The sequence below is a fragment of the Novosphingobium sediminicola genome (assembly GCF_014196525.1).
GTDB lineage: Bacteria > Pseudomonadota > Alphaproteobacteria > Sphingomonadales > Sphingomonadaceae > Novosphingobium > Novosphingobium sediminicola.
In genome coordinates this window covers 84936-104321 of record NZ_JACIDX010000019.1, presented here as the reverse complement: position 1 = coordinate 104321, position 19386 = coordinate 84936, and the positions used below count along the sequence as shown (strand labels likewise).

At 59.2% G+C, this 19386-nt stretch carries 12 protein-coding genes and 1 pseudogene; 9 read left to right on the top strand and 4 right to left on the bottom strand.

The annotated features are described in order from the left end of the window. Window positions 1–549: 549 nt before the first annotated feature. The gene (locus GGR38_RS20375) at window positions 550–1653 is read right to left on the bottom strand and encodes an acyltransferase family protein (RefSeq protein WP_183628193.1); all 1104 of its coding nucleotides are present in this window, start codon (window positions 1651–1653) and stop codon (window positions 550–552) included. A 627-nt stretch (window positions 1654–2280) separates the two neighbouring features. Between GGR38_RS20375 and GGR38_RS20370 the strand changes: the two genes are divergently transcribed. Beyond that, window positions 2281–2424, top strand: a complete 144-nt coding sequence (locus GGR38_RS20370) for a hypothetical protein (protein ID WP_183628191.1) — start codon at window positions 2281–2283, stop codon at window positions 2422–2424. Between the two features lie 785 nt (window positions 2425–3209). Further along, window positions 3210–3458, top strand: a complete 249-nt coding sequence (locus GGR38_RS20365; RefSeq protein ID WP_183628189.1) for an antitoxin — start codon at window positions 3210–3212, stop codon at window positions 3456–3458. 298 nt (window positions 3459–3756) lie between these two features. On the opposite strand, the gene GGR38_RS20355 is transcribed toward GGR38_RS20365, so the two are convergent. After that, complete coding sequence (locus GGR38_RS20355) at window positions 3757–4680, bottom strand: carbon-nitrogen hydrolase family protein (RefSeq protein ID WP_183628187.1); 924 nt, start codon at window positions 4678–4680, stop codon at window positions 3757–3759. Window positions 4681–4748: 68 nt separating this feature from the next. Here GGR38_RS20355 and GGR38_RS20350 point away from each other — a divergent pair, with 68 nt between their 5' ends. Continuing rightward, on the top strand, window positions 4749–5669 hold the full coding sequence (locus GGR38_RS20350; RefSeq protein ID WP_183628185.1) for a LysR substrate-binding domain-containing protein: 921 nt from the start codon (window positions 4749–4751) through the stop codon (window positions 5667–5669). Here the strand turns inward: GGR38_RS20350 and hisC are convergent. Continuing rightward, window positions 5666–6739 carry a histidinol-phosphate transaminase gene (hisC, locus tag GGR38_RS20345; RefSeq protein WP_183628183.1) on the bottom strand — a complete coding sequence of 358 codons (1074 nt, stop codon included), beginning with the start codon at window positions 6737–6739 and terminating at the stop codon, window positions 5666–5668. The two genes, GGR38_RS20350 and hisC, sit on opposite strands and share 4 nt — an antisense overlap. A gap of 6 nt (window positions 6740–6745) precedes the next feature. Beyond that, window positions 6746–6955, bottom strand: coding sequence for a hypothetical protein (locus GGR38_RS20340; protein ID WP_183628181.1), 210 nt, complete (start codon window positions 6953–6955; stop codon window positions 6746–6748). A 131-nt stretch (window positions 6956–7086) separates the two neighbouring features. Between GGR38_RS20340 and GGR38_RS20335 the strand changes: the two genes are divergently transcribed. From GGR38_RS20335 to GGR38_RS20310, 6 genes and pseudogenes are all read left to right on the top strand, one after another. Beyond that, complete coding sequence (locus GGR38_RS20335) at window positions 7087–7392, top strand: cytochrome c oxidase subunit 3 family protein (protein WP_183628179.1); 306 nt, start codon at window positions 7087–7089, stop codon at window positions 7390–7392. Window positions 7393–7647: 255 nt separating this feature from the next. Next, a complete protein-coding gene (locus tag GGR38_RS20330; RefSeq protein ID WP_183628177.1) occupies window positions 7648–9867 on the top strand; it encodes an EAL domain-containing protein in 2220 nt (739 codons plus the stop codon). 1270 nt (window positions 9868–11137) lie between these two features. Then, the gene (locus GGR38_RS20325; protein WP_183628175.1) at window positions 11138–11341 is read left to right on the top strand and encodes a hypothetical protein; all 204 of its coding nucleotides are present in this window, start codon (window positions 11138–11140) and stop codon (window positions 11339–11341) included. Between the two features lie 529 nt (window positions 11342–11870). Beyond that, complete coding sequence (locus GGR38_RS20320) at window positions 11871–12500, top strand: PilZ domain-containing protein (protein ID WP_183628173.1); 630 nt, start codon at window positions 11871–11873, stop codon at window positions 12498–12500. A gap of 68 nt (window positions 12501–12568) precedes the next feature. Continuing rightward, a pseudogene (locus GGR38_RS24675) lies at window positions 12569–12919 on the top strand (IS5 family transposase); the annotation flags it as partial. Between the two features lie 585 nt (window positions 12920–13504). Continuing rightward, complete coding sequence (locus GGR38_RS20310; RefSeq protein WP_183628169.1) at window positions 13505–19072, top strand: autotransporter outer membrane beta-barrel domain-containing protein; 5568 nt, start codon at window positions 13505–13507, stop codon at window positions 19070–19072. Window positions 19073–19386: the final 314 nt, after the last annotated feature.

The following is a 19386-nucleotide window of genomic DNA, read 5'->3' as shown; positions in this document are numbered from 1 at the left end:
GCTCAGTTCGCTGTTCTCTTCGGCGATCGTTTCGTTCGGGCCATGGCGGCCTGATGTTCAACCGCCGCCCCGTACACGGAATTCCTGACACTCCCGCAACCCCAGAAGCGCGGGCGCCGCCGACCCGATCCTCTCGTCGAGGTCACCGACCAGTTACGTGTCTGGTTCGAAGATGACCCGGGGAAAACAGGCCGAGAACTGCTCGAACGATTACAACGGGAACAACCCGGCGATTACTCCAGCGGGCTGCTTAGAACGGTGCAGCGTCGCCTCAAAGGGTGGCGGAGTGAAAATGCATGGTCTCTGGTATTCGGCGACAAGCAGGATCCGACCGGCCGTGCCATGATCGCCAAGCCAAACGACGAGGATCTGACAAGCGCCGCCTGACGGGATACCGTTCCACTTCGCCTTCGGCTCCGTTGCACGGTATCCCGTCAGGTGAGGTCATGGTAGGAAGCATTTACGTGAGGCAATGACCATGCCGCTCGGGAACATTCATTCGTGAGGCAACACGCTCTCTCATCATGTTTGCCGCGCTGCACCGCCACTTTAGCGCGCTGATGCAGCAGGGGGCCTTTTCAGCTTAAGCTGATTTTTGTCTCGAACCAAAGGCGAGGGCAACGGCTCAAAAAGAAATCTGAATGGTGTTTTGGCTGCTGCTTTTGCGATGCCGATGCATAGCAAAGTAGCAAGGGTCGCAATAAGGATCGGAACGAGCAACTGAATGGAGAGCATCATATATTGTTGCTCAGCATGGGCAGGCAGCAGTCGCGTGGCTAGGGTAAACCCCGTCAGTACGGTTGTGTGCATCACATAGACCGGCAATGTGTTCCTACCAACAAATGCGAGACACTTGCCAGCGTGCGTCTGAATATCAACGCGTCCCAGAACCTCTATCGCAAAGCGCAGTGCAAGGGCGGAGGAAATGACGGCGAGGTAGTCTTCGAGATCAAAATACTCTGACACAGCGACAACAAGGCCATAAAGCAGGCCTGCTAACCAAAGCATTATCCAGCTACCCTTGGCGACCATCACGATCCAGACATCCTTGCCCTTGAGACCCAGATAAAACCAGAACAGGTTGAAGGAGACGGTTTGGACATGCACCGGATCAAATGGCGGGCCGGTAATAGGCCCGCAGGCTTGCCCGATGGCCGGAGCGGCAACTGACAGAAGCGCCATTGGGACAAGCGCGTAAATACTTCGGGCGCCCAACAACCGTTCCAGACCCCACGCGATCAGATAGAATACCGGAAGAGCCCAAATATACCAAAGATAAACTGGTAGCACGAGCGCAAGAATCAACTGATCCAAGTCGGGATAGGGAAACGGGCCGCGCGCGGAAGGCATAATCAACTTCACACAGTAGAGCGCTGTCCATAGCAAGTAAAGTATATAGAGACCGGCGGTCTTGCTCCACAAATTACCTATAGGCTGTTTAATTTTTCCCGCTGCCAGAAGGCCAGATACAGCAAAGAAAAGCGGCATTCTGAGCGGATGCAGCCACTGCGTGAAAGTCGCGAGGTAAATCGGCGCGCCTCCGGTCAGATGCCGCATGTACCATTCGACACTATGGCCCAGCACGACCAGTCCGATGCAGGCTCCTTTGGCAACGTCGATCCAATCCAGCCGCAGAGATTTTTGATTAGCCATTACCTCGTGCAATAGATCGAAATTATTCGGATAAAAGACAAAATCTCATAAAGAGCATCTGTGATGCAGGGGAGGTTGCCGGGTCGTTGAATGCAGCGCCGGCGGCCGATCTGACACAGGGACAGCGTGGACGGAACGGGACATTTAATTTCTTATGCGAGGCTGGCGGCTTCTCTGATGATACGAGCTCCCCATAGGCGGAATTGGCCAGGCTGCCGCATTTTGGATGCGGGTACCTCGCCGGCAAGATACGTTCGGTCAAAACCCTCCAGTTTTACCGGGTTTCAATTCAACCCCGCCAGGGATCGGCCATCCGTCCCAAGCCTGCTCTTCAGGGGCAAGAGTCGGCTTGCGCGGGCATTCCCTTCTTGAGAAAACTTGCTGCCTCTTGCCGTCTGACAGGCTGGATACAATCGAGCGTCGGCAACCAGATCAGGGCGTGGGTTGCGCATGTCGCGGACCACGCATTTCCCCTCCGCTCCGCTCTCATAATGACTCGATGACGGATCACGGGCAATTGGCCCCATCCTGGACATGGAATAGGTCGGATAAATCCGATCATTTTTTGTGAAATGCCAGCCAGGCGCAGCCGTTTCCGGTAACCATCCGTCCAGGGCGGGCGCAAAGGTGCTGGACGACGAAATCGAACAGGCGATCCGGGAGGAATGTCCGCGTCAGGATCTGGACACGCTGATGCAGCAGTTCGACGCCTTTTTGAACGCCAATCCTGACGCATTGCCGCGCAACAAGTTCCAGCTTCTCAGCCATTAGGTCCCTGGCCTATAGGCCACCCGTGCAATGATGGCCTTTAGGCGGCGGGTTCGGCACTCAAACGTGTTTTCGGAAATCAGGTCGATTGAGGCGGCGGGCCAGGCCTGTCTCGGCGATCCAGCCTGGGCAAAAAAGGCATGGGCGGGCCGGTCATCGGGCCATTTGGAGTCGCAAAAACGCGCTTCCTAACCCCAAAAAACTCCCTATTTGCATAGATCTGCCGATGACTCGGTTCGAAACTCCCTGTCCTCAGGCCATTTTCATTGCGCCATGCCCCGATCGCTCCGCACCCTCAAACCCGCATTCCTGAAAACACGTCAGCCGCCGGTATGAGGCATTCCCAAAAACACGTTCGATTCTCGTGCAACAGGGAAATGCTCGTGCATCGCCGCTTCGCCCCCCTCTTCCGCGACTCGAAAACCGTGCGCGGGTGGGCCAACGGCGCGAAATTCCCCTTCCCGCGCTTATCCGCAGGCTCAAAATCAGCGGCGAGTTTTCAGGTCGAAATCAACGTGCTTTTGGAAACGGGTCAACGTGTTTTCAGGTCGCATCCCTCGTGCTTTCAGATTCTGTCCACAGGCTGCGACACGTTCCAGATCCTCGTCTTTTCTCTTCAGTGGCCTCTTTATCTTCTTAATCTAACATGTAACTCCCCTGACCCGCTGCCCGCGGCGGGAGATGTGATGATAGATTCAAAGAGGGAGAAAAGAGCCTGAGCATCAGATCTATGGTCAAAAACCGATTCCGGCACTATTCTGGCCCATCGCTCCCCTCTCGAGGTTTTCATGAGCCGCCAGACCATCGACATGACCAGCCGGCAGCAGCAGAGCCTCAAGGTGCTGGCGGTCATGCAGGGCAAAACGATCGGTCAATATGCACTCGGACGCCTGTTTTCTCAGGACAGCATCGCCGCATGGGACGAATTGCAGGACCTGCTGAGCGAGCGGATTAAGCAGGGGCTGAGCGGGCAGCTTTCCACCAGGAGCATCGGCGCGATAGTCGATGAGGAACTGGGTGCAGGTAATCTTTCTTGAGCCCAGCGCTGTAGTCTGGCCGGCGCGGCGGAACAGGATGTCTGCTCGATCCTTGGCTATGGGCGCCGGTAGCGGGGTGAGGCGTTGGTGCGCGCCTATATGAACGGCCTTGAACGGGGCATCGCGCGACTGGCAACTGGGCAGGGGACGATTGCTACATGGGCGCCATGCCCAAAGGTCTGCGCATGGCGCGATGCCGCCATTACCATCTCTTCTGTCTGAGCCGCGAGAATGGCCCCGCGCCGATTCCGGCCATCCTGCATGAAAAATGGATCTGATCGCGCAGCTCAGCGACCGCTTAGTCCAGAAGCTGCGGTTTTACCGCAGCTTCAAGATGCAGTGAAAAAACGTCTGGCCGCGCATAATGGCCCGCCACATCGAGATCATAGCGCGCGCGTACCACATCATCCAAATCAATGGTCGCGGCCAACACGCCCTCGCGCCCGCGCAGAGGCCCGGCCAGAATCTCGCCCAGCGGGCTGACGATCACGCTGCCGCCTTTGATCAATTCGGTGTCGGGGGCCATATCGGCAAAGGCAGCATAATCCTCGGGCGCATCGGCGCGGGTCATGTATTGGCAGGCGCTCAGGACAAAGAGCCGCCCTTCATAGGCGATATGGCGCATCGAGGATTGCCAGATCTCGCGCTCGTCGACGGTCGGGGCGCACCACAGATCGACGCCCTTGGCATACATCGTCTGGCGCAGCAGCGGCATGTAATTTTCCCAGCAGATTGCCGAACCCAACCGCCCTATCGGCGTCGCGATGGCGGGCAGGGTGGAGGCATCGCCCTGCGCCCAGACAAGACGTTCGCTGGCGGTGGGCATCAGTTTGCGATGCTTGCCGAGAAATGCGCCGTCAGGCCCGAAAAACATCGCCGAGCAATAAAGCGTTGTGCCCTCGCGCTCGATCACGCCGACCACCAGATGCGCTTTCATCTCGGCGGCAAAGCCGCCCATGATGCGGCATTCCGGCCCATCCACCTCGATGGCCGCGTGCCAGTAGCGCAGATAGTCCTCGCGCCCCTCGGGCGTGCGCGTGCCGATCCTTGCGCCGAAATCCAGCCCCTTGGGATAGCCGCCGATATAGGCTTCGGGAAACACGGCCAGTTCGGCGCCCTCCCGCTTCACCGCCTCGCAATGGGCGGCCATGCGTTCCAGGGTGAGGGTTGTGTTGAACAACTGGCTGCCGGCCTGAACGACGGCGACGCGATGCTGGCGCATGAAATGTCCTTTGCGAATTGATCGGTACAGTTTGACGTAAAGGCCTATCATCGGGCAAACCGCATATTATGAAGAAAATTATCGGTTTGAACGATATTGCTCGCCTCGATCTCAACCTCGCCACCAGCTTTCTGGCGATCTGGGAGGAGCGCAGCGTGTCGCGCGCGGCCATTCGCCTGAACCTGAGCCAGTCGGCGGTGAGCGGGGCGTTGGCGCGGCTGCGGGTGATCACCGATGACCCGTTGTTTGTGCGCAGCCGCATCGGCATGGAGCCGACGCCGCGCGCCACAGCCATGGCCCCGGTGCTGAGCGCCGCGCTGGATCGGATGAGCGAGGCGCTGGCGCCGCTCTCACCCTTTGTGCCCGAGGGCGTGGCGCGGGCGCTGGTGGTGGGCATGTCGGATGATTTCATGCTGGCCTGCGGCCCCGCGCTGGTCCGCCGCCTGCTGGCCGAGGCGCCGCAAGCCTCGGTGATCTTTCGCCAATGCAACAGCCGGACCGCCGCCGCGATGCTGGAAGCGCGAGAGATCGACGTGGCGATGATCGCCGGGGGCAAGGGGAGGGGACAAGCCATCCGCTATCAGGCGATTGGCCAGTCCTCCTACCTATGCCTTGCCGATCCGATCGCCCATGCGGCCCCGCCAACGCTGGAGGACTATATTGCGCTGCCTCATGTGCTGGTGTCCTATTCCGGGCGCAGCGGCCTCATTGACGAGGCCTTGCAGGCGCTGGGCCGCAAACGGCGGGTGATCACCGCGCTGACACAATTTGCCGCTCTGCCGCCCTTTCTGCAGGGGGCGGGCTGGATCGCCACTTTGCCCACCCATGCGGCGCTGGCGCTGGCGCGTTCAACGGGGCTGGCCACATTTGCGCCGCCGCTGGCGCTTGAACCCTACGAGGTGATGCTGTGCTGGCGGCGCGATGGCGATGCCGATCAGGTGTCGCAATGGCTGCGGGGCCTGATGGCGGATGTGTGGCAGGCGCTTTAACAGCTCAGGATGTCCTCCAGCGCCTGCAACAGTACGGAAACCTGATCCCCATTGCCCACGGTGATGCGCAGGAATGGATCGATCCGGGGCGCGTTGAAATGGCGCACGAGGATCTTTTTCGCCCGCAGCGCCTGCGCCAGTTCCGCCCCGCCGCGCGCGCTATGGCGGGCAAAGACGAAATTGGCCTGAGAGGGCAGGACCGCAAAGCCAAGGCGCTCCAGCCCTGTCACCAGCTGCGCGCGGTTTTCGATGATCGCCGCGCACCCTTGCTGAAAATAATCCTCGTCGCCCAGCGAGGCCAGCGCCCCGGCCTGAGCCAGACGGTCGAGCGGATAAGAATTGAAACTGTCCTTCACCCGCACCAGCGCCTCGATCAGATGAGGCTGGCCCAGTGCATAGCCGACCCGCAGCCCCGCCAGTCCGCGCGATTTCGATAGGGTGCGCACGATCAGCAGATTGGGATAGCGTGCGATCAGGGGCAGGGCGCTCTGCGCGCCGAAATCGACATAGGCCTCGTCGATTACCACCGGCGCGTGCGCGTGCATCGCCAGCAGCCGCTCGACTGCGTCCAGCCCCAGCCCGACCCCGGTGGGCGCATTGGGATTGGGCAGGATCACCGCTCCGACTATGGCCCCGGTTGCGCGGCGATAGTCCTCGATATTGACCTGCATCGCGCCATCCAGCGGCACGGTTTCATAGGCAATGCCGAACAATCGGCAATAGGTGGGATAGAAACTGTAGGTGATGTCGGGAAACAGCAGCTGGCCGTCATGCTTGAGCAAGCCGGCAAAGGCATGGGCCAGCACCTCATCCGAACCATTGCCCACGAACACATGATCGCGCGGCATCCCGTGATAGGCGGCCAAAGCCTCGCACAACGCGCCCGACTGCGGATCGGGATAGAGCTGCAAACCCTCCCGCGCCGCCGCCTCGATCGCCCCGGCCACGGCGGGCGAGGGGCCAAAGGGCAATTCATTGGTGTTGAGTTTGATGAGGCCCTCAACGCGCGGCTGCTCGCCCGGAACATAAGGCGACAGGCGGTGGACCAATGGACTCCAGAACTGGCTCATGCGATTTCAACACTCCTCGCCGACAAGGCGGCGGCCCTTGTATTTGGTGGGCGGGGTGGGGGCAACATAGAGGATCTTGTGCATGGCAAGCGCGATCTGCACCTCGCGCGTGTCGTCGGACTGGCCCGTTTCGACATAATCGGCATCCGCGCCATAGCTCTGCGCGTGCAGATAACGGGCGGCGGGGGAACGGGCGGCGATGAGGCTCTTGGCCACGCCGGCCTGTTCGGTATGATCCGCACCTTCATCGCGCGCAGTTGTGACCGCGACACCGGTTACTGGGCACCCGCCGCCGAAGCCGAGCGGATCGAAAAGGCCCGATACGCCCTGTTGCAGGAGGCGCGCCGATGAGCGCGCATCAAGACCATTACGCACGCCAGCAGGATGGATCGAGAGCCACGCCGGGTTTCTGGATCTATCTGATGAGCGATTGCCGCCCCTTTGCCAGCCTGTTCGCCACATTCGCCGTTCTGGCGGGCAATGTGGCCGGCGGGCGGGCCGAAGCGGAGCTTTTCGATCTGCCCTATGTCGGCGGGGAAGCGCTGCTGCTGCTGGCGTCGAGCGCGACCCATGCCGGCGATGGAGCGCGAGGACCGTCCCGCCTTGCGCAAATGGCTGCTGGGCGCGGTCTTTATCGCAATGGAGCCGTCTGATGGCCCATTCTTCTTCTCATGGCAGCGCCGCCTCGTTTCCCTGGGGCTTCCCGCTCTCGTCGGCGCTGACGGCTCCGTCCTTTCGCGCGGTAATGGCGCGCGCGGCGCGGGGCAAAAACTGGCCGCCCCCGCCCTGCGGCCGTAATCCGCGTGCTATAAAATTTGCGCTTCTACCGGATCTACGATGATTCATTTTGATTTAACCCGGGGGTGCGAGATGCTGTAGGGGCTTTCCGAATTTAGCGGAGACATAAAGTGACATCGCCAGTCTCCGAAGAACACCGCCTTGAGGCAATGCATTCCTACGAATTGTTCGGCAGCCCACCCGAACTTGACTATGACTATTTTACCGAGCTCGGAGCCCGCTTATTCAGTGTGCCGATATGCCTTGTGTCGCTAATCGGCGAGCATGAGCAGTGGCTGAAATCACATCACGGATTAGCTGTTTCCAGCACACCACGCGCGGTTTCATTCTGCGCGCACACTCTTACGAAATATGAGCCTCTGATCGTTCTTGACGCCGCGGTCGACGTACGGTTTTGCGACAATCCTCTCGTGAAGGACGAACCTCGTATCCGGTTCTATGCTGGCGCTCCGCTGATAGACGATGAAGGCATCCATCTCGGCGCGTTCTGCATCATTGACACCAAGCCTCGTGAAAATTTCAGCCCTGAAGAGCGGGACCTTCTGGGACACCTGGCAAAAATGGTTGTTGCGAGCATGCGGAAAAACAGAGCCATGCGCGGAGGGATGGCGTTGGGCGGCTTCGCCAATTCCACGTCCATGGCGCTGATCACAGCTACTGTGGAAGGCAGAGTCACATTCTGGAACAAGGCTGCCGAGAATATATTTGGTCATGCGGCTGCGGACATGATCGGCCGCTCGCTCGATATCATCATCCCGCCAAGATTCCGCGATCAGCACAACCACGGCTTGAAGCGCATTGTTGCCGGCGGTCCCGTCACCCTGTCGGGCAAGACCGTAGAAGTGGTGGCGATCAAAGCAGACGGGACCGAGTTTCCAATCGAGATGACGATTTCCTCCTGGCTCGGGTTGCGCGGAATGGAGGTCGCCGCCCAGATTCAGGACATCACTGTTCGCCGCGAGCGGGAAGCCCGTCTCCAGCATCTTGCAAACCATGACGCATTGACAGGCTTGCTGAACCGCTCGTGTTTTACCCAGAGTGTCGCCGACTGCCTGAAAGAGCAAGGTGCCGCAGCCCTGCTTGCGCTGGATCTGGACGGGTTCAAGTCGATCAACGACAGCTTCGGTCATTCAACCGGTGATGCCCTTCTTCAGGCCGTCGCGCTCAGGCTGACGTCAACCATTGGCGCCGACGCTGCATTGGCCCGCATCGGAGGCGATGAATTTGCACTGCTTCTTCCGGGCAGTGATGACCCGCTCGGCGCACGCACGCAGGCCGAGCACATCCTGGATGCGTTTTCGCAGCCGTTCCAGATAGCAGGACATCTCTTGTATGTCGGGACCAGCATTGGGCTTTCATTGGCTCCGCTCCACGCTGCCGATGCGGATGAACTGCTTCTTCGTGCCGACCTTGCGCTACTCGCCGCAAAAAAAGATAGTGGGCGCAGAGTCCGGCTGTTTGACGCCGGAATGGCAAATCAGCTCACCGCGCAGCGCGCGTTTAGGGCCGAATTGCGGCAGGCAACGGAACGTGGCGAATGGGAACTGTTCTACCAGCCGCAGGTTCGGCTGAATGACTGCGAACCGATCGGTGCGGAGGCGTTGCTTCGCTGGCGCCATCCCACGCGTGGCTTGCTTCTTCCCGGGGTCTTCATGCCGGTGCTTGAGACGCACAGAACCGCCTTCACGGTGGGAAGCTGGATCATCAACGAGGCTTGCGCGCAGCTGGTCCGGTGGCGTGCTGCTGGTCGGCACATGCCGCGGATCAGTGTTAACCTGTTCGCAGCGCAGCTTACTTCCGGCAATCTGGCGCAGACCGTGAGCGAAGCGCTGGAACGACATGCACTTCAACCGGCTGATCTTGAACTGGAGATCACTGAAACGATTGCACTTCGGGCAGACGAACATATCCTCGCGAGCCTCAATCAATTACGCATGGCCGGGGTGGGTATTGCCCTCGATGATTTCGGCACCGGTTTTGCCTCACTCAGCACGCTCAAACAGATTCCGGTCACAAGACTGAAGATCGACAGGAGTTTCGTGGATGATATCTGCAGTGAGCCGCACAGTGCCGCGATCGTAAGCGCTGTCACGTCACTTGCCGTCAGCCTGAATCTTGAGGTCATTGCCGAGGGCATCGAGACACCCGAACAGCGGGACATGCTCGTTCAGCTAGGGTGCGGCGCAGGCCAGGGCTACATGTTTGGTAAACCGGAGGCGGCGGAGAGGGCCGCTGCGGCGCGGCCGTTGGGAACTTTGCTGCCGCAGGCTGCATCCGGAAGACAGTATCGCTTCTCGATTGATCCCCAAGGTCCTGATCGAAACCTCTAACCTGTTGCTCCAGACCCTTTGCACAGCCGGATCAACATCGCCGTGATGTGGGCGTCTATGCCATGGTCGCCAAACAACAGCGCCTCTGCGCTCATCATCCGCGGTGCGATCTTTGCAAGCGGCGGCCCTTCCAGTCGGAAGGGGGCAAGGCCACTGACTGAAAACGTCCCTGGTGAAAGGTGCTAATTCCGAAAAGCCCAAAGGATCAGGCAAGTCAACCATGGTCCGCGACCGTGCTGACTGCGGTTCTCGGGCCTTCAGGAAAAATGATGGAAGACAAGGCGAAGTCCGCAAAGCAAATCATGTCCGATTGGATTGCAAATTGAATCGCCGCGCTTTTTTGGAGGTTTCCGTTTGTGGAAGGGGCTATGGCTGCCCGCGCTGCTGTCGAGATCGGCATCGCAAGGCCGGTCTATGGCCCGAGATAATCGCGGGAGCGCGCTTCATCTGGGCATGATGCGACATGCCAGCTGCGGAAGCTTTCAGGAGCCCGGCCCCTTCATCACGAGTGCATGGCCAAGGAGACGAGCCAATTTGAAGCAGATGGAGATTACGGTATGTGGAGATCAAGACCGGTCAGTTCGAGCGAATTGCGAGTCAGGCCGGGGCGCCAAAAGGGCTTGAAAAACGGCATAACTGCCTGAGATGAAGCCGCAGCCGATAGCACTGCTCCCGGCCTGGTTACGGAGCTTCAATGACAGCCGTTGAAAGCACGGCAATATCCGCAATCTGGAGATTCAATTTTGTTGACGGCTAAGCTCAAATTGGTCTGGACGCCCTTCACCGATGACGGCGAGCATGCGATGCTCGGCGACATAGTAATTGCCTCAATCACTCCAATCAGTTCGGATCCGGGGACATGGGCCTATTCGGTTGATGGGGTTTCCATGAAATGGATAGGAAGAGGGCGCGGTCTTGTGCAGGGTAAGGCCTCAGCAAAACGTGCCGTAGAGCGCGCCTGGGCCAGCTGGCTGGCGCAGGCAGGCCTTGATTGCGGCAGCTAGTTCTCCGGGAGATGGCTTCTCCTTGTTGCCCGGCGGTGCCCAGCATTGATGCGCCCCAGGGATTGCCGGAGGCCTGAATTCCTGAGAGGACAGGTTTTTTCATGACGCGCGGAATAGCGCGGAGATGCCGGGAATGCTTCATTTTTCGATCTAAGCACTTGAAGTGTATAGGTAAGAAATCGTGCCATTTAAAACAAGCAATGACAGATTTGCGGGATTTCCGGCAGCTGTTGCGCTCGTCCGTGAGAGCCTTTCAGGCGCCATTCATGGCTGCAGCCATACTCGGCCGACCCATGAAGCTCGCCCGCGCCATAACTTTTGCCCTGCCGTTATCGATGGCACTGTGGGAGCTGCTGTTTGTGGTAGCGCGCGACAGCATGCCGACCGGCTATCGGCATGTCATTGACGCTGACCTGCATTATGCTCTTTCTCGCGTGCGCCCCGCTGTTGTTTCGCGGCGTGAGGTCTAATCCGCGGGTGGGCTCCCGGTGAGCCAGCCGACCGATTTCGGCCGAGCGGATAACAAGTCCGGTGCGAAATATTAAGCCTGCAATCCGCACGGCGTCCCAACTGATCGCTTTGCGATGAGCTGCTTTGTCATACAGTCTAAATCGGATGCGGCGGCGGCCGGTTGTCGCCGCTGTTTGCATGCCAATTCGGCAAAGAGTTCGAAGAAACGAGCGCTTTCTGTCTGAAAAATGATCGGAAGCCAGGGAAGCGAAACAGCCAAACCCACCTCTTCACGGTCCCAAAATCCGCTGTTGACTCACTACGTCGGGCCTGACGTAATCAACATTACAGGTGGGCTTTTGATAAGGGGTTTGTGCGGGCAGGGATGATCGAGATTCTTTCTGGTTGATCTTTCAATAATTCAATATAAATTATTATTTTTAGTCCCTAATATGAGCGTGCGGCAATTTTTGATGCGTATTCACTTGAGAGGCGGATGAGAGCGAGCGCTTTGCCGTTGACCGCCCGCATAATTACGGTGAGGTCTTCATGACTCAGGCGACACCCGAATTGCCGCCGAGCGAGGAGCGGCGCGGCGCTCCTCGCTTCGCCCTGCTGTTTCGTACGGCCAAAGTGGTGGTCGACCAGAAGGAATATCTGTGTGTTCTGCGTGACGCATCTGCCACGGGCTGCAAGATCCGGCTATTCCATGCCTTGCCGACAGGTGCGGAATTTGCGCTCGAGTTGGGCAATGGCGGGCGCTATCCGGCCGATGTCATGTGGCACAGCGATGACTACGCTGGTTTGAGGTTCAAGAGTGAAATCGATGTGGGCAGGCTGCTCAGCGACAATTACGGTCAATATCCCAAGCGGCAGATCCGCATGAAATTTGATCGCCCTGCACTGGTGACGGCGCAAGGTCGCTCATTTGAGGTGCTGTTGCGCAACATATCGCAGCAGGGTGCCTGCATCGAGTGTTCCCACGTTCTGCGGGTGCTCGAGCCTGTCAGTATCGAAATTGAGGGCTTTCCCTTGATCTACGGCAAGGTGTGCTGGCGCCGCTCATCCCGCCACGGCGTGGTTTTTGAACGGGGTTTCGGGCTGACGGAACTGGCGGGTCTGCTGGGGCACCTCCATTGTACCACTGCGGGTCAGTTCTCTTTTTCTCCATCCTCTTAGCTGTCAGGTTGCGAGGCGTTCCTGTCGCCTTTCAATTTGAGGACGGAGATTGACAGGCTGCTTACAGCTTGATTCAAAGCTTTCTTTTGGGGGCGACGTTGGAAGAGCGGATTGGATTGTCAGACGCGGAATGGGAGATCATCAGTGAATTGCTTCCCCCTGAGCGAGGGCGTTGCTGTCGACCGTCGCGGGATAACCGGCTGTATTTTGAGGGCATGATGTGGATCGCTCGAACGGGTTCTCGATGGCGGCAACTCCCTGGCGAATACGGCAAGTGGAACAGTGTTTTTCGCCGATATCGGCGCTGGGCGGAGGCTGGCACGTTCGATGCTGTAATCGATGAGCTGGCTGAAAGGGTGGAACAAGGCGCGGCCATTGATGTGGTCGACAGTACGGTGGCGCGGGCGCATCATTGTGCAGCCGGCATAAAATGGGCGCTCATCAGGTCGGGGCGCTCGACCGGTTGCGCAGCGTCTGCCCGTTCAGGTTCCAGACCTCCCAACGCGCCCAGGATTGGCTGTTCTGGGTCGTTTTGATGCCGGGCAGGCTCATGGCGTCCCCCCGCTCCGACCTGTTGATCCGCATGGTGGTGGGCAAAATCGCGGCATGCCTGGCTCGGCAGGGGCGGATGCTATTCCATTTGTGTGGAGTCTGCCGGAACTGGAGCCGGCGCGCCGATCCCACGGCCCCTGTCCTGCCGGGCTCAATCCCGCCAGGCCCAATCCCGCCGGGGTTCGTGCGGCGGCGTGTTTTGAAGACAGAAGTGCCGGGAAGTCTGAAGGGCAATTGCCGGCCTGGATTGTACCAGCTCATTCTTCGCGTAAGAGAAGCGATACGTCATTTGCCGAAAAGACCTGCTGCCATCCGGTAATACCGTGGTCATTTTCCGGAGGTATAACCAATATGGGATGTTGCGCGGTGCTGTGATATCTGTGATTTTTCGTGACTCATGCATAAATATGGGTTAATTACCTCCGTTTTCTAAGAAAAGCGGGGCATCTTAGGTGGTCGAAAAGAAATTGAACCGTCACCGGTCACTGGTGACGCGCTTTGTCGTGCAGGCCAGTACGCTGGCTCTGGCAGCTTCCATCCCGTCGCATGCATTCGCGCAATGCAGCCCCGATCCGACGCTGGCCAATACTGCTGTTACCTGTTCGGGAACGGATGCCAACGGCATCACGATCACCACCTCCTTTTCCCCGCTGACCGTCAATGCCGGGGCGACGGTTTCCGGTTCAGGTGGAGATGCGATCACGGTCAATATTCCGGCCTCGACCAGTTATTATCAGCGCTCTGCCAATATCAAGGTCAATGGCTCGGTGGCCGCCGTCGGAGGTGCTGGCATTGCCATTCAGTCGGGCTCACTGGGCTCGAGCAGCTATGACTTTTACGGCACCAACGCTTTGGTCACCGTGACCGAGGGTGCATCCATCAGCGGCGCCAACGGTATTACTTTGGGCCAAAGCGCTGGTAATCCCTATAGTTCCGTCACGGTTTCGCTCGATAATGCCGGCACGATCAGCGGGACCGGCGGCGTGGCATTGCTGACCCTGGACGGTTATTCTTCGTTCCCCTCGATCATCAATCGGGCAACCGGGACGATCGGCGCGATTAAGGCCACTGCCTATATCAATAATGCAGGTATTATCGACGGCGGTTCGCTGAGCGCCATCGCCCCGGGGCTGGGTTCGGCATTGAATTACGGTTCGATCACCAACAGCGGCAAAATTACTTCAGCCGGCGCTGCCGGTACAATTTTGAATTACAGCGGCACCATCACCAACAGCGGTGTAATCACCAACACCGGCGGCGGGGCTGCCGTTGATGGAGCATCGCTTTCGGTCAACAATCTGGCGGGCGGCTCGATCAGTTCGGGCGGAGCCAGTGTCATCGGCGGCAGTGCTGCCTCGGTGAACCTGACCAATTCGGGCAATATCACCAACACGGGGACCGGCGCGGCTGTCGCGCTGTCCGCCGGCTCGCTGTTCGTCACGAACAATGCCGGCGCCACGATTTCCGCTGGGGCGGGAAGCAATGCGTTGAGCGTCTCGGGGCAGCTCAGTCTGGTCAACGCGGGCACGATAACGGGCAATGTGGTGGGCGGTTCGGCATCTTCCACATATTTTTACAACAGCTATGTCGATTCAACCTCGGGCATTCTCAACGGCAATCTGACACTGGGCTACGGCAATGACACGCTGGTGGCCACGCTGCGGAACGGCAGCCTTTACACCGGCATTTCCGGGACTGTCGACGGCGGCGCAGGCATCAATACGCTGACGCTCAGGACAGCCGGCGATGCCACGCTGACATCGGCGCTGACATTGCCCACCAATTTCAGTCAGATCGAATTTGCTCCCGGTGCAGGTACCACGCTGACCCTGACTGCGGCACCGGCCTCGGGCTTCACCTTTGGCGGCGCAGGCACACTGTACAATAAGGCCGACATTACAGGGACCGGCCAGATTGTCGGACAGGGCTACAATTCGGGAGGCACTTTCAGGAACAGCGGCAGCATCACGACTGTCAATTCGAGCAGCGATGCAGTCATCAATCTGGCCAGTGCATCGATCAGCAACAGCGGGAATATCACGGCCAGCGGCCTTGGTGTGGTGCTGAGCAACGGCAACGGATTTGCAAACAGCGGTTCGATTACTGCAGGCAACACGGCCGCTTCCGTCTATCTGAACGGAAATAATTTCAGCAACAGCGGTACTATCCGCTCTACATCGGGTACAGGGCTTTCGCTCATGTTCTCATGTACGTGCAATTCCGGTACCAATAGCGGTACGATCAGCGGCGGATCGACCGGAATTTTTCTGAATGACGGTAAATTGATCAATAGCGGCACGATCAGTTCCTCGGGGACCGGTGTTCTGCTCAACAGCTACGGCACGATCGATAACCGGGCGGGGGGCGTGATTTCGGGAGGATCTTCTGCGATTTCAACGGCATATTATGCAACATTTCTTGCCAATGTTTATAATGCCGGTGTGATTAACGGCAATGTCAATCTTTCGAATGGATTGAATTATTCATTCGGTAGCGGAAATACTTATGTCGCATCGGCCGGCGGCATCCTCAACGGCAATCTGACCCTGGGCTATGGCGATACGCTGGTAACGACTGTTTCGGGCAGCGGGACCAGCGGCTATGCCGGCATCAATGGCGCCGTCTATGCCAATAATTCGGTGCTGCGCTATGATGTAACCTCTGATTCCAGCTCGACGCTGACTTCGCGCGCGGGCTTCAGCACCATCGGCTATCAGGTCGCCGGAGGCGCTACGCTGACGCTGGGGACCAGCAGCACCTACGGTTCGACGCTCACCCTGGCGGGGCAGGGCAGCGTGGTGTTCAACGGATCGGTGAGCACAATCGACAGTCCGGCGCTGACGACCGGCTCGGCCATCATCACTGCGGGCGATTACACCCCTACGGCGCTGACGATCACCAATAACGGAACATTGGCTGCCTCGCGCACTTCATACAGTAATGCAGGCGGCACTGTGCTGCTTCCCGCCGTGTATGGCAGCAGCGGGTTTACCGGTTCCGGCTTCATCAACAACGGTACAGTCAGCTTTACCGACTCATCGTCCTCTGCCGGCGCGTATGCCGCTGTTTCGGCCCAGACTGTGGTGAACAATGGCACGATCAGCGCGGTGGGAGGATATGGTGTAGCCGCCACGACATTGACCAACACCGGAAGGATCACCGCGGCAGGCTACGCTGTCCTGGCAAACAGCAGCAAAATCACCAACAGCGGAACCATCGTCAGTGCCAGCAGGGCTGCAATCGTTACCCAGGGCTATTACGGCAGCAGCGATAATGTGACGAACCTGGCCGGCGGCACGATTACCGGGGTCGGCACTGCCATTCAATTGATCGGCGGAACCGTTTCAAATGCCGGAACGATCAATGGCAGTGTGGATCTGGGCTACTCGCCTTACGGCTATACCAGCTATGCCTCGGGCACTTATATCGCCGGCGGCGGCACACTGAACGGCAACCTGACCTTCGGCGGCGGTGACGATTACCTGGTTGAAACCGGATCGGGCTTTGGCGTTACCGGAACCATCGATGGCGGCCAGGGAACGAACTGGCTCGGTCATCAGCGCAGCGGTACTGCCGCGGTCACGCTGGGGGGCCTCCTGCCGACGACTTTCTCCAGTGAATTTACCGTGGCATCGGGTCTGACCTCGCGCGTTACGCTCAGCGGCCCTGCCAACTTCGCCGGAAATATCTTTGTCGGCGGCGATGGTACGATTGTCAATCAACTGGCTACGACCGGGAACGTTTACGGGCTGAGCTATGCGGGCAGCTACACGCCCTATGCCGGCACGGAAATGGCTGGTTTCGTCAATCGCGCCGCGATTGGTGCAGTAGCGCTCAACACCGGAGGGTTCGACAATGCGTCCACCATCGGTTCGACCGGCCTGGGCGGCCCGGCCGTGGCTTTGAGCACTGCCAAGGGCTTTTCTTTCAGCAACAGCGGCACGATCATCAATAACAGCGCGTCACCGGCGATCTATCTTTCCGGCACCGCAGCCACCGGCAGCACGATCAGCAACAGCGGTACCATCACCGGCGGCATGAGCCTCAGCATGACCGCCGCCGCCGACGCCAGCGTAAGCATTGCCAATTCCGGAACCATCAACGGCTTCACCCAGACGGGCTATTACTACATCCCACAGCCGCCTTACTACATATCGACAAGCACGACCTACTCGCTGCTGGCCTTCGCCAATGGTGCCAAGAGCTTGAATCTGAATAACAGCGGCACGATGAAAGGCGATATTACGCTGTCCGGCAGCGATGTCTCGCTGGTAAACACCGGGTCGATCATCGGCAATATCGCCACGGGCAGCGGCAATGACCGCATCGCGCTGAACGGCGCCTTTGCCGGCGCCGTCAATGGCGGGACCGGCACCAACACGCTTTCGATCAATGCGGGCAGCCAAAGCGCGCCGGTGGCCTTTTCCTCGATCAGCAATATTGCCGCCCTGACGCAGGGCGGCGGGTTCGCCACGGTCTCGGGCACTGCCATTCTCGGCTCGGCAGCGCTTACCGGCGGACGGCTGGTGGGGCTTGCGGGCTCGACCATCAGTGCTTCCTCGATTACCGTGGGCAGCGGGGCTACTTTCGGGTCTGCGGGTATCGTAAACGGGAACATCGCCGTCAGCGGCATCCTGAGCCCCGGCGCTTCGCCGGGCACAATGACGGTCAACGGCAATGTGACGCTCAATTCCGGTTCGACCTCATTGTTTGAAATCGCCCCGACGGCGCAGGACAAGCTGGTCATCAACGGCAAACTGGTCATCGCTTCGGGAAGCACCTTGCAAATCGCGGCTTCCACTCCGGTAAAGGTCGGCAGCACTCTCAATCTGATCAGCGCTTCAGGCGGGGTTACGGGCAGCTTTGATGCGGTAACGGGCCTTCCCGGCGTGGTCAGGACCCAGGCTAATGGCGATTTGGGCCTGCTGGTGCAATTTGCCAATTCGGGCAGCTTCACCCCGCAGGTGCAGCGCGCGATCACCTATGTGAACAATGCGATGGCTGCCAACAGCGCTCCTGCTGCCCTGTTCCCGGCCCTGGCGGCCCTGCAGGACGGCAATGGTGCGCCGATTACCTCTGCCTTTGCGCGCGTCACGCCCGAACCCTATGCTGATGCGCTGCAGATCGGCGCTGAAACCGCGCTGTCGCTGGCTGCCACCAGCCGTACTCTCGGATTGGGCGAGGATCGCGGTCCTCATCACTTCTTTAGCTTTGGTCAGACACTGGGCAGCCTGCGTCAGTTCGCAGGCAATGACTATCAGGGCATCAACCGTGCCACGATCAACGGCTACGGCGTTCTGGGCGGTGTTGGGCTGGCGGGTGAAGGTTATGCCCTTTCAACTTATGTCGGTTGGGTGGATCAAAGCCAGTCGGTCGCGGCAATCGGTGCCTCGACCAACGCGCACGGTGCCGTGGCTGGTTTTGCGCTGCGCTTTAGCGACCGGGCAACCACGGTCACTCTGGCGGCAAACTTCGACGCGGCGCGGGCGGTTTCGCGGCGCAATGTCCCCGATGCCGGTCAGGTCACGGCCAGCTATGACCTGCCTACGGTGTCCTTCGACGGCTCGATCAGCCATGCTTTTTCTCTTTCGCAGAGCTGGCTGCTGCGCCCCCATATGGGGGTGACCTGGGTGACGACCCGCCACGGTGCAATCGTTGAGGGCAGTGGGCATCCTTTCGCGTTGAGCGTGGACGCGGCCAAACGGAAGCAGCGCTTCGTCGATGCGGGCGTGGGCTTTGAAACTGCGGCCGAGGCTGCGGGGCCGTGGCGTCGCTTCCTCACGCTGGGGCTGCGTTATCGGCCCAAGAATGATCCCATTGCCGCCACCGCGACTTTTGCGGGCAGCGGCACCGGACTGGTGGCTTATGGCGTCGAGCGTGACCGGGTCAGTGCCACCGCTGCGGTCGGCGCGGAATATCGCCTGAAGGGTGGCGCTGTGCTGTTCTTCAACGCGGCAGGTGAACTTGGTGAGACCGCCAAGCGTGAAAGTGTGAGTGGCGGCATCCGCTGGCTGCTTTGATGCCCTTTGGCAGCGAGCGCCTGTTTCCCTCTGTGGAAATAGGCGCTCGCTGCCGGAATAATGGTTACGCTGCAGTTCAGGTCGCCCTGCGGGGATGCGGATGAAAAATTGGGCGTAATTACATCGAGTAATCGCGGGGGTGGGACACCGGCGCGGTTTACATGCGTTGGAAGGGTGGTTTCCCCCCGTTAGGATGTAGTAGGGCTCACGATTGAGACCGAACCCAGCATTAAACAGAGGGCCGCCATGGAAGCATTTTATCGGCCTCGACGTGTCATTGAAAGATACATTTCTCTAGGTGCGCGAAGGCGCGC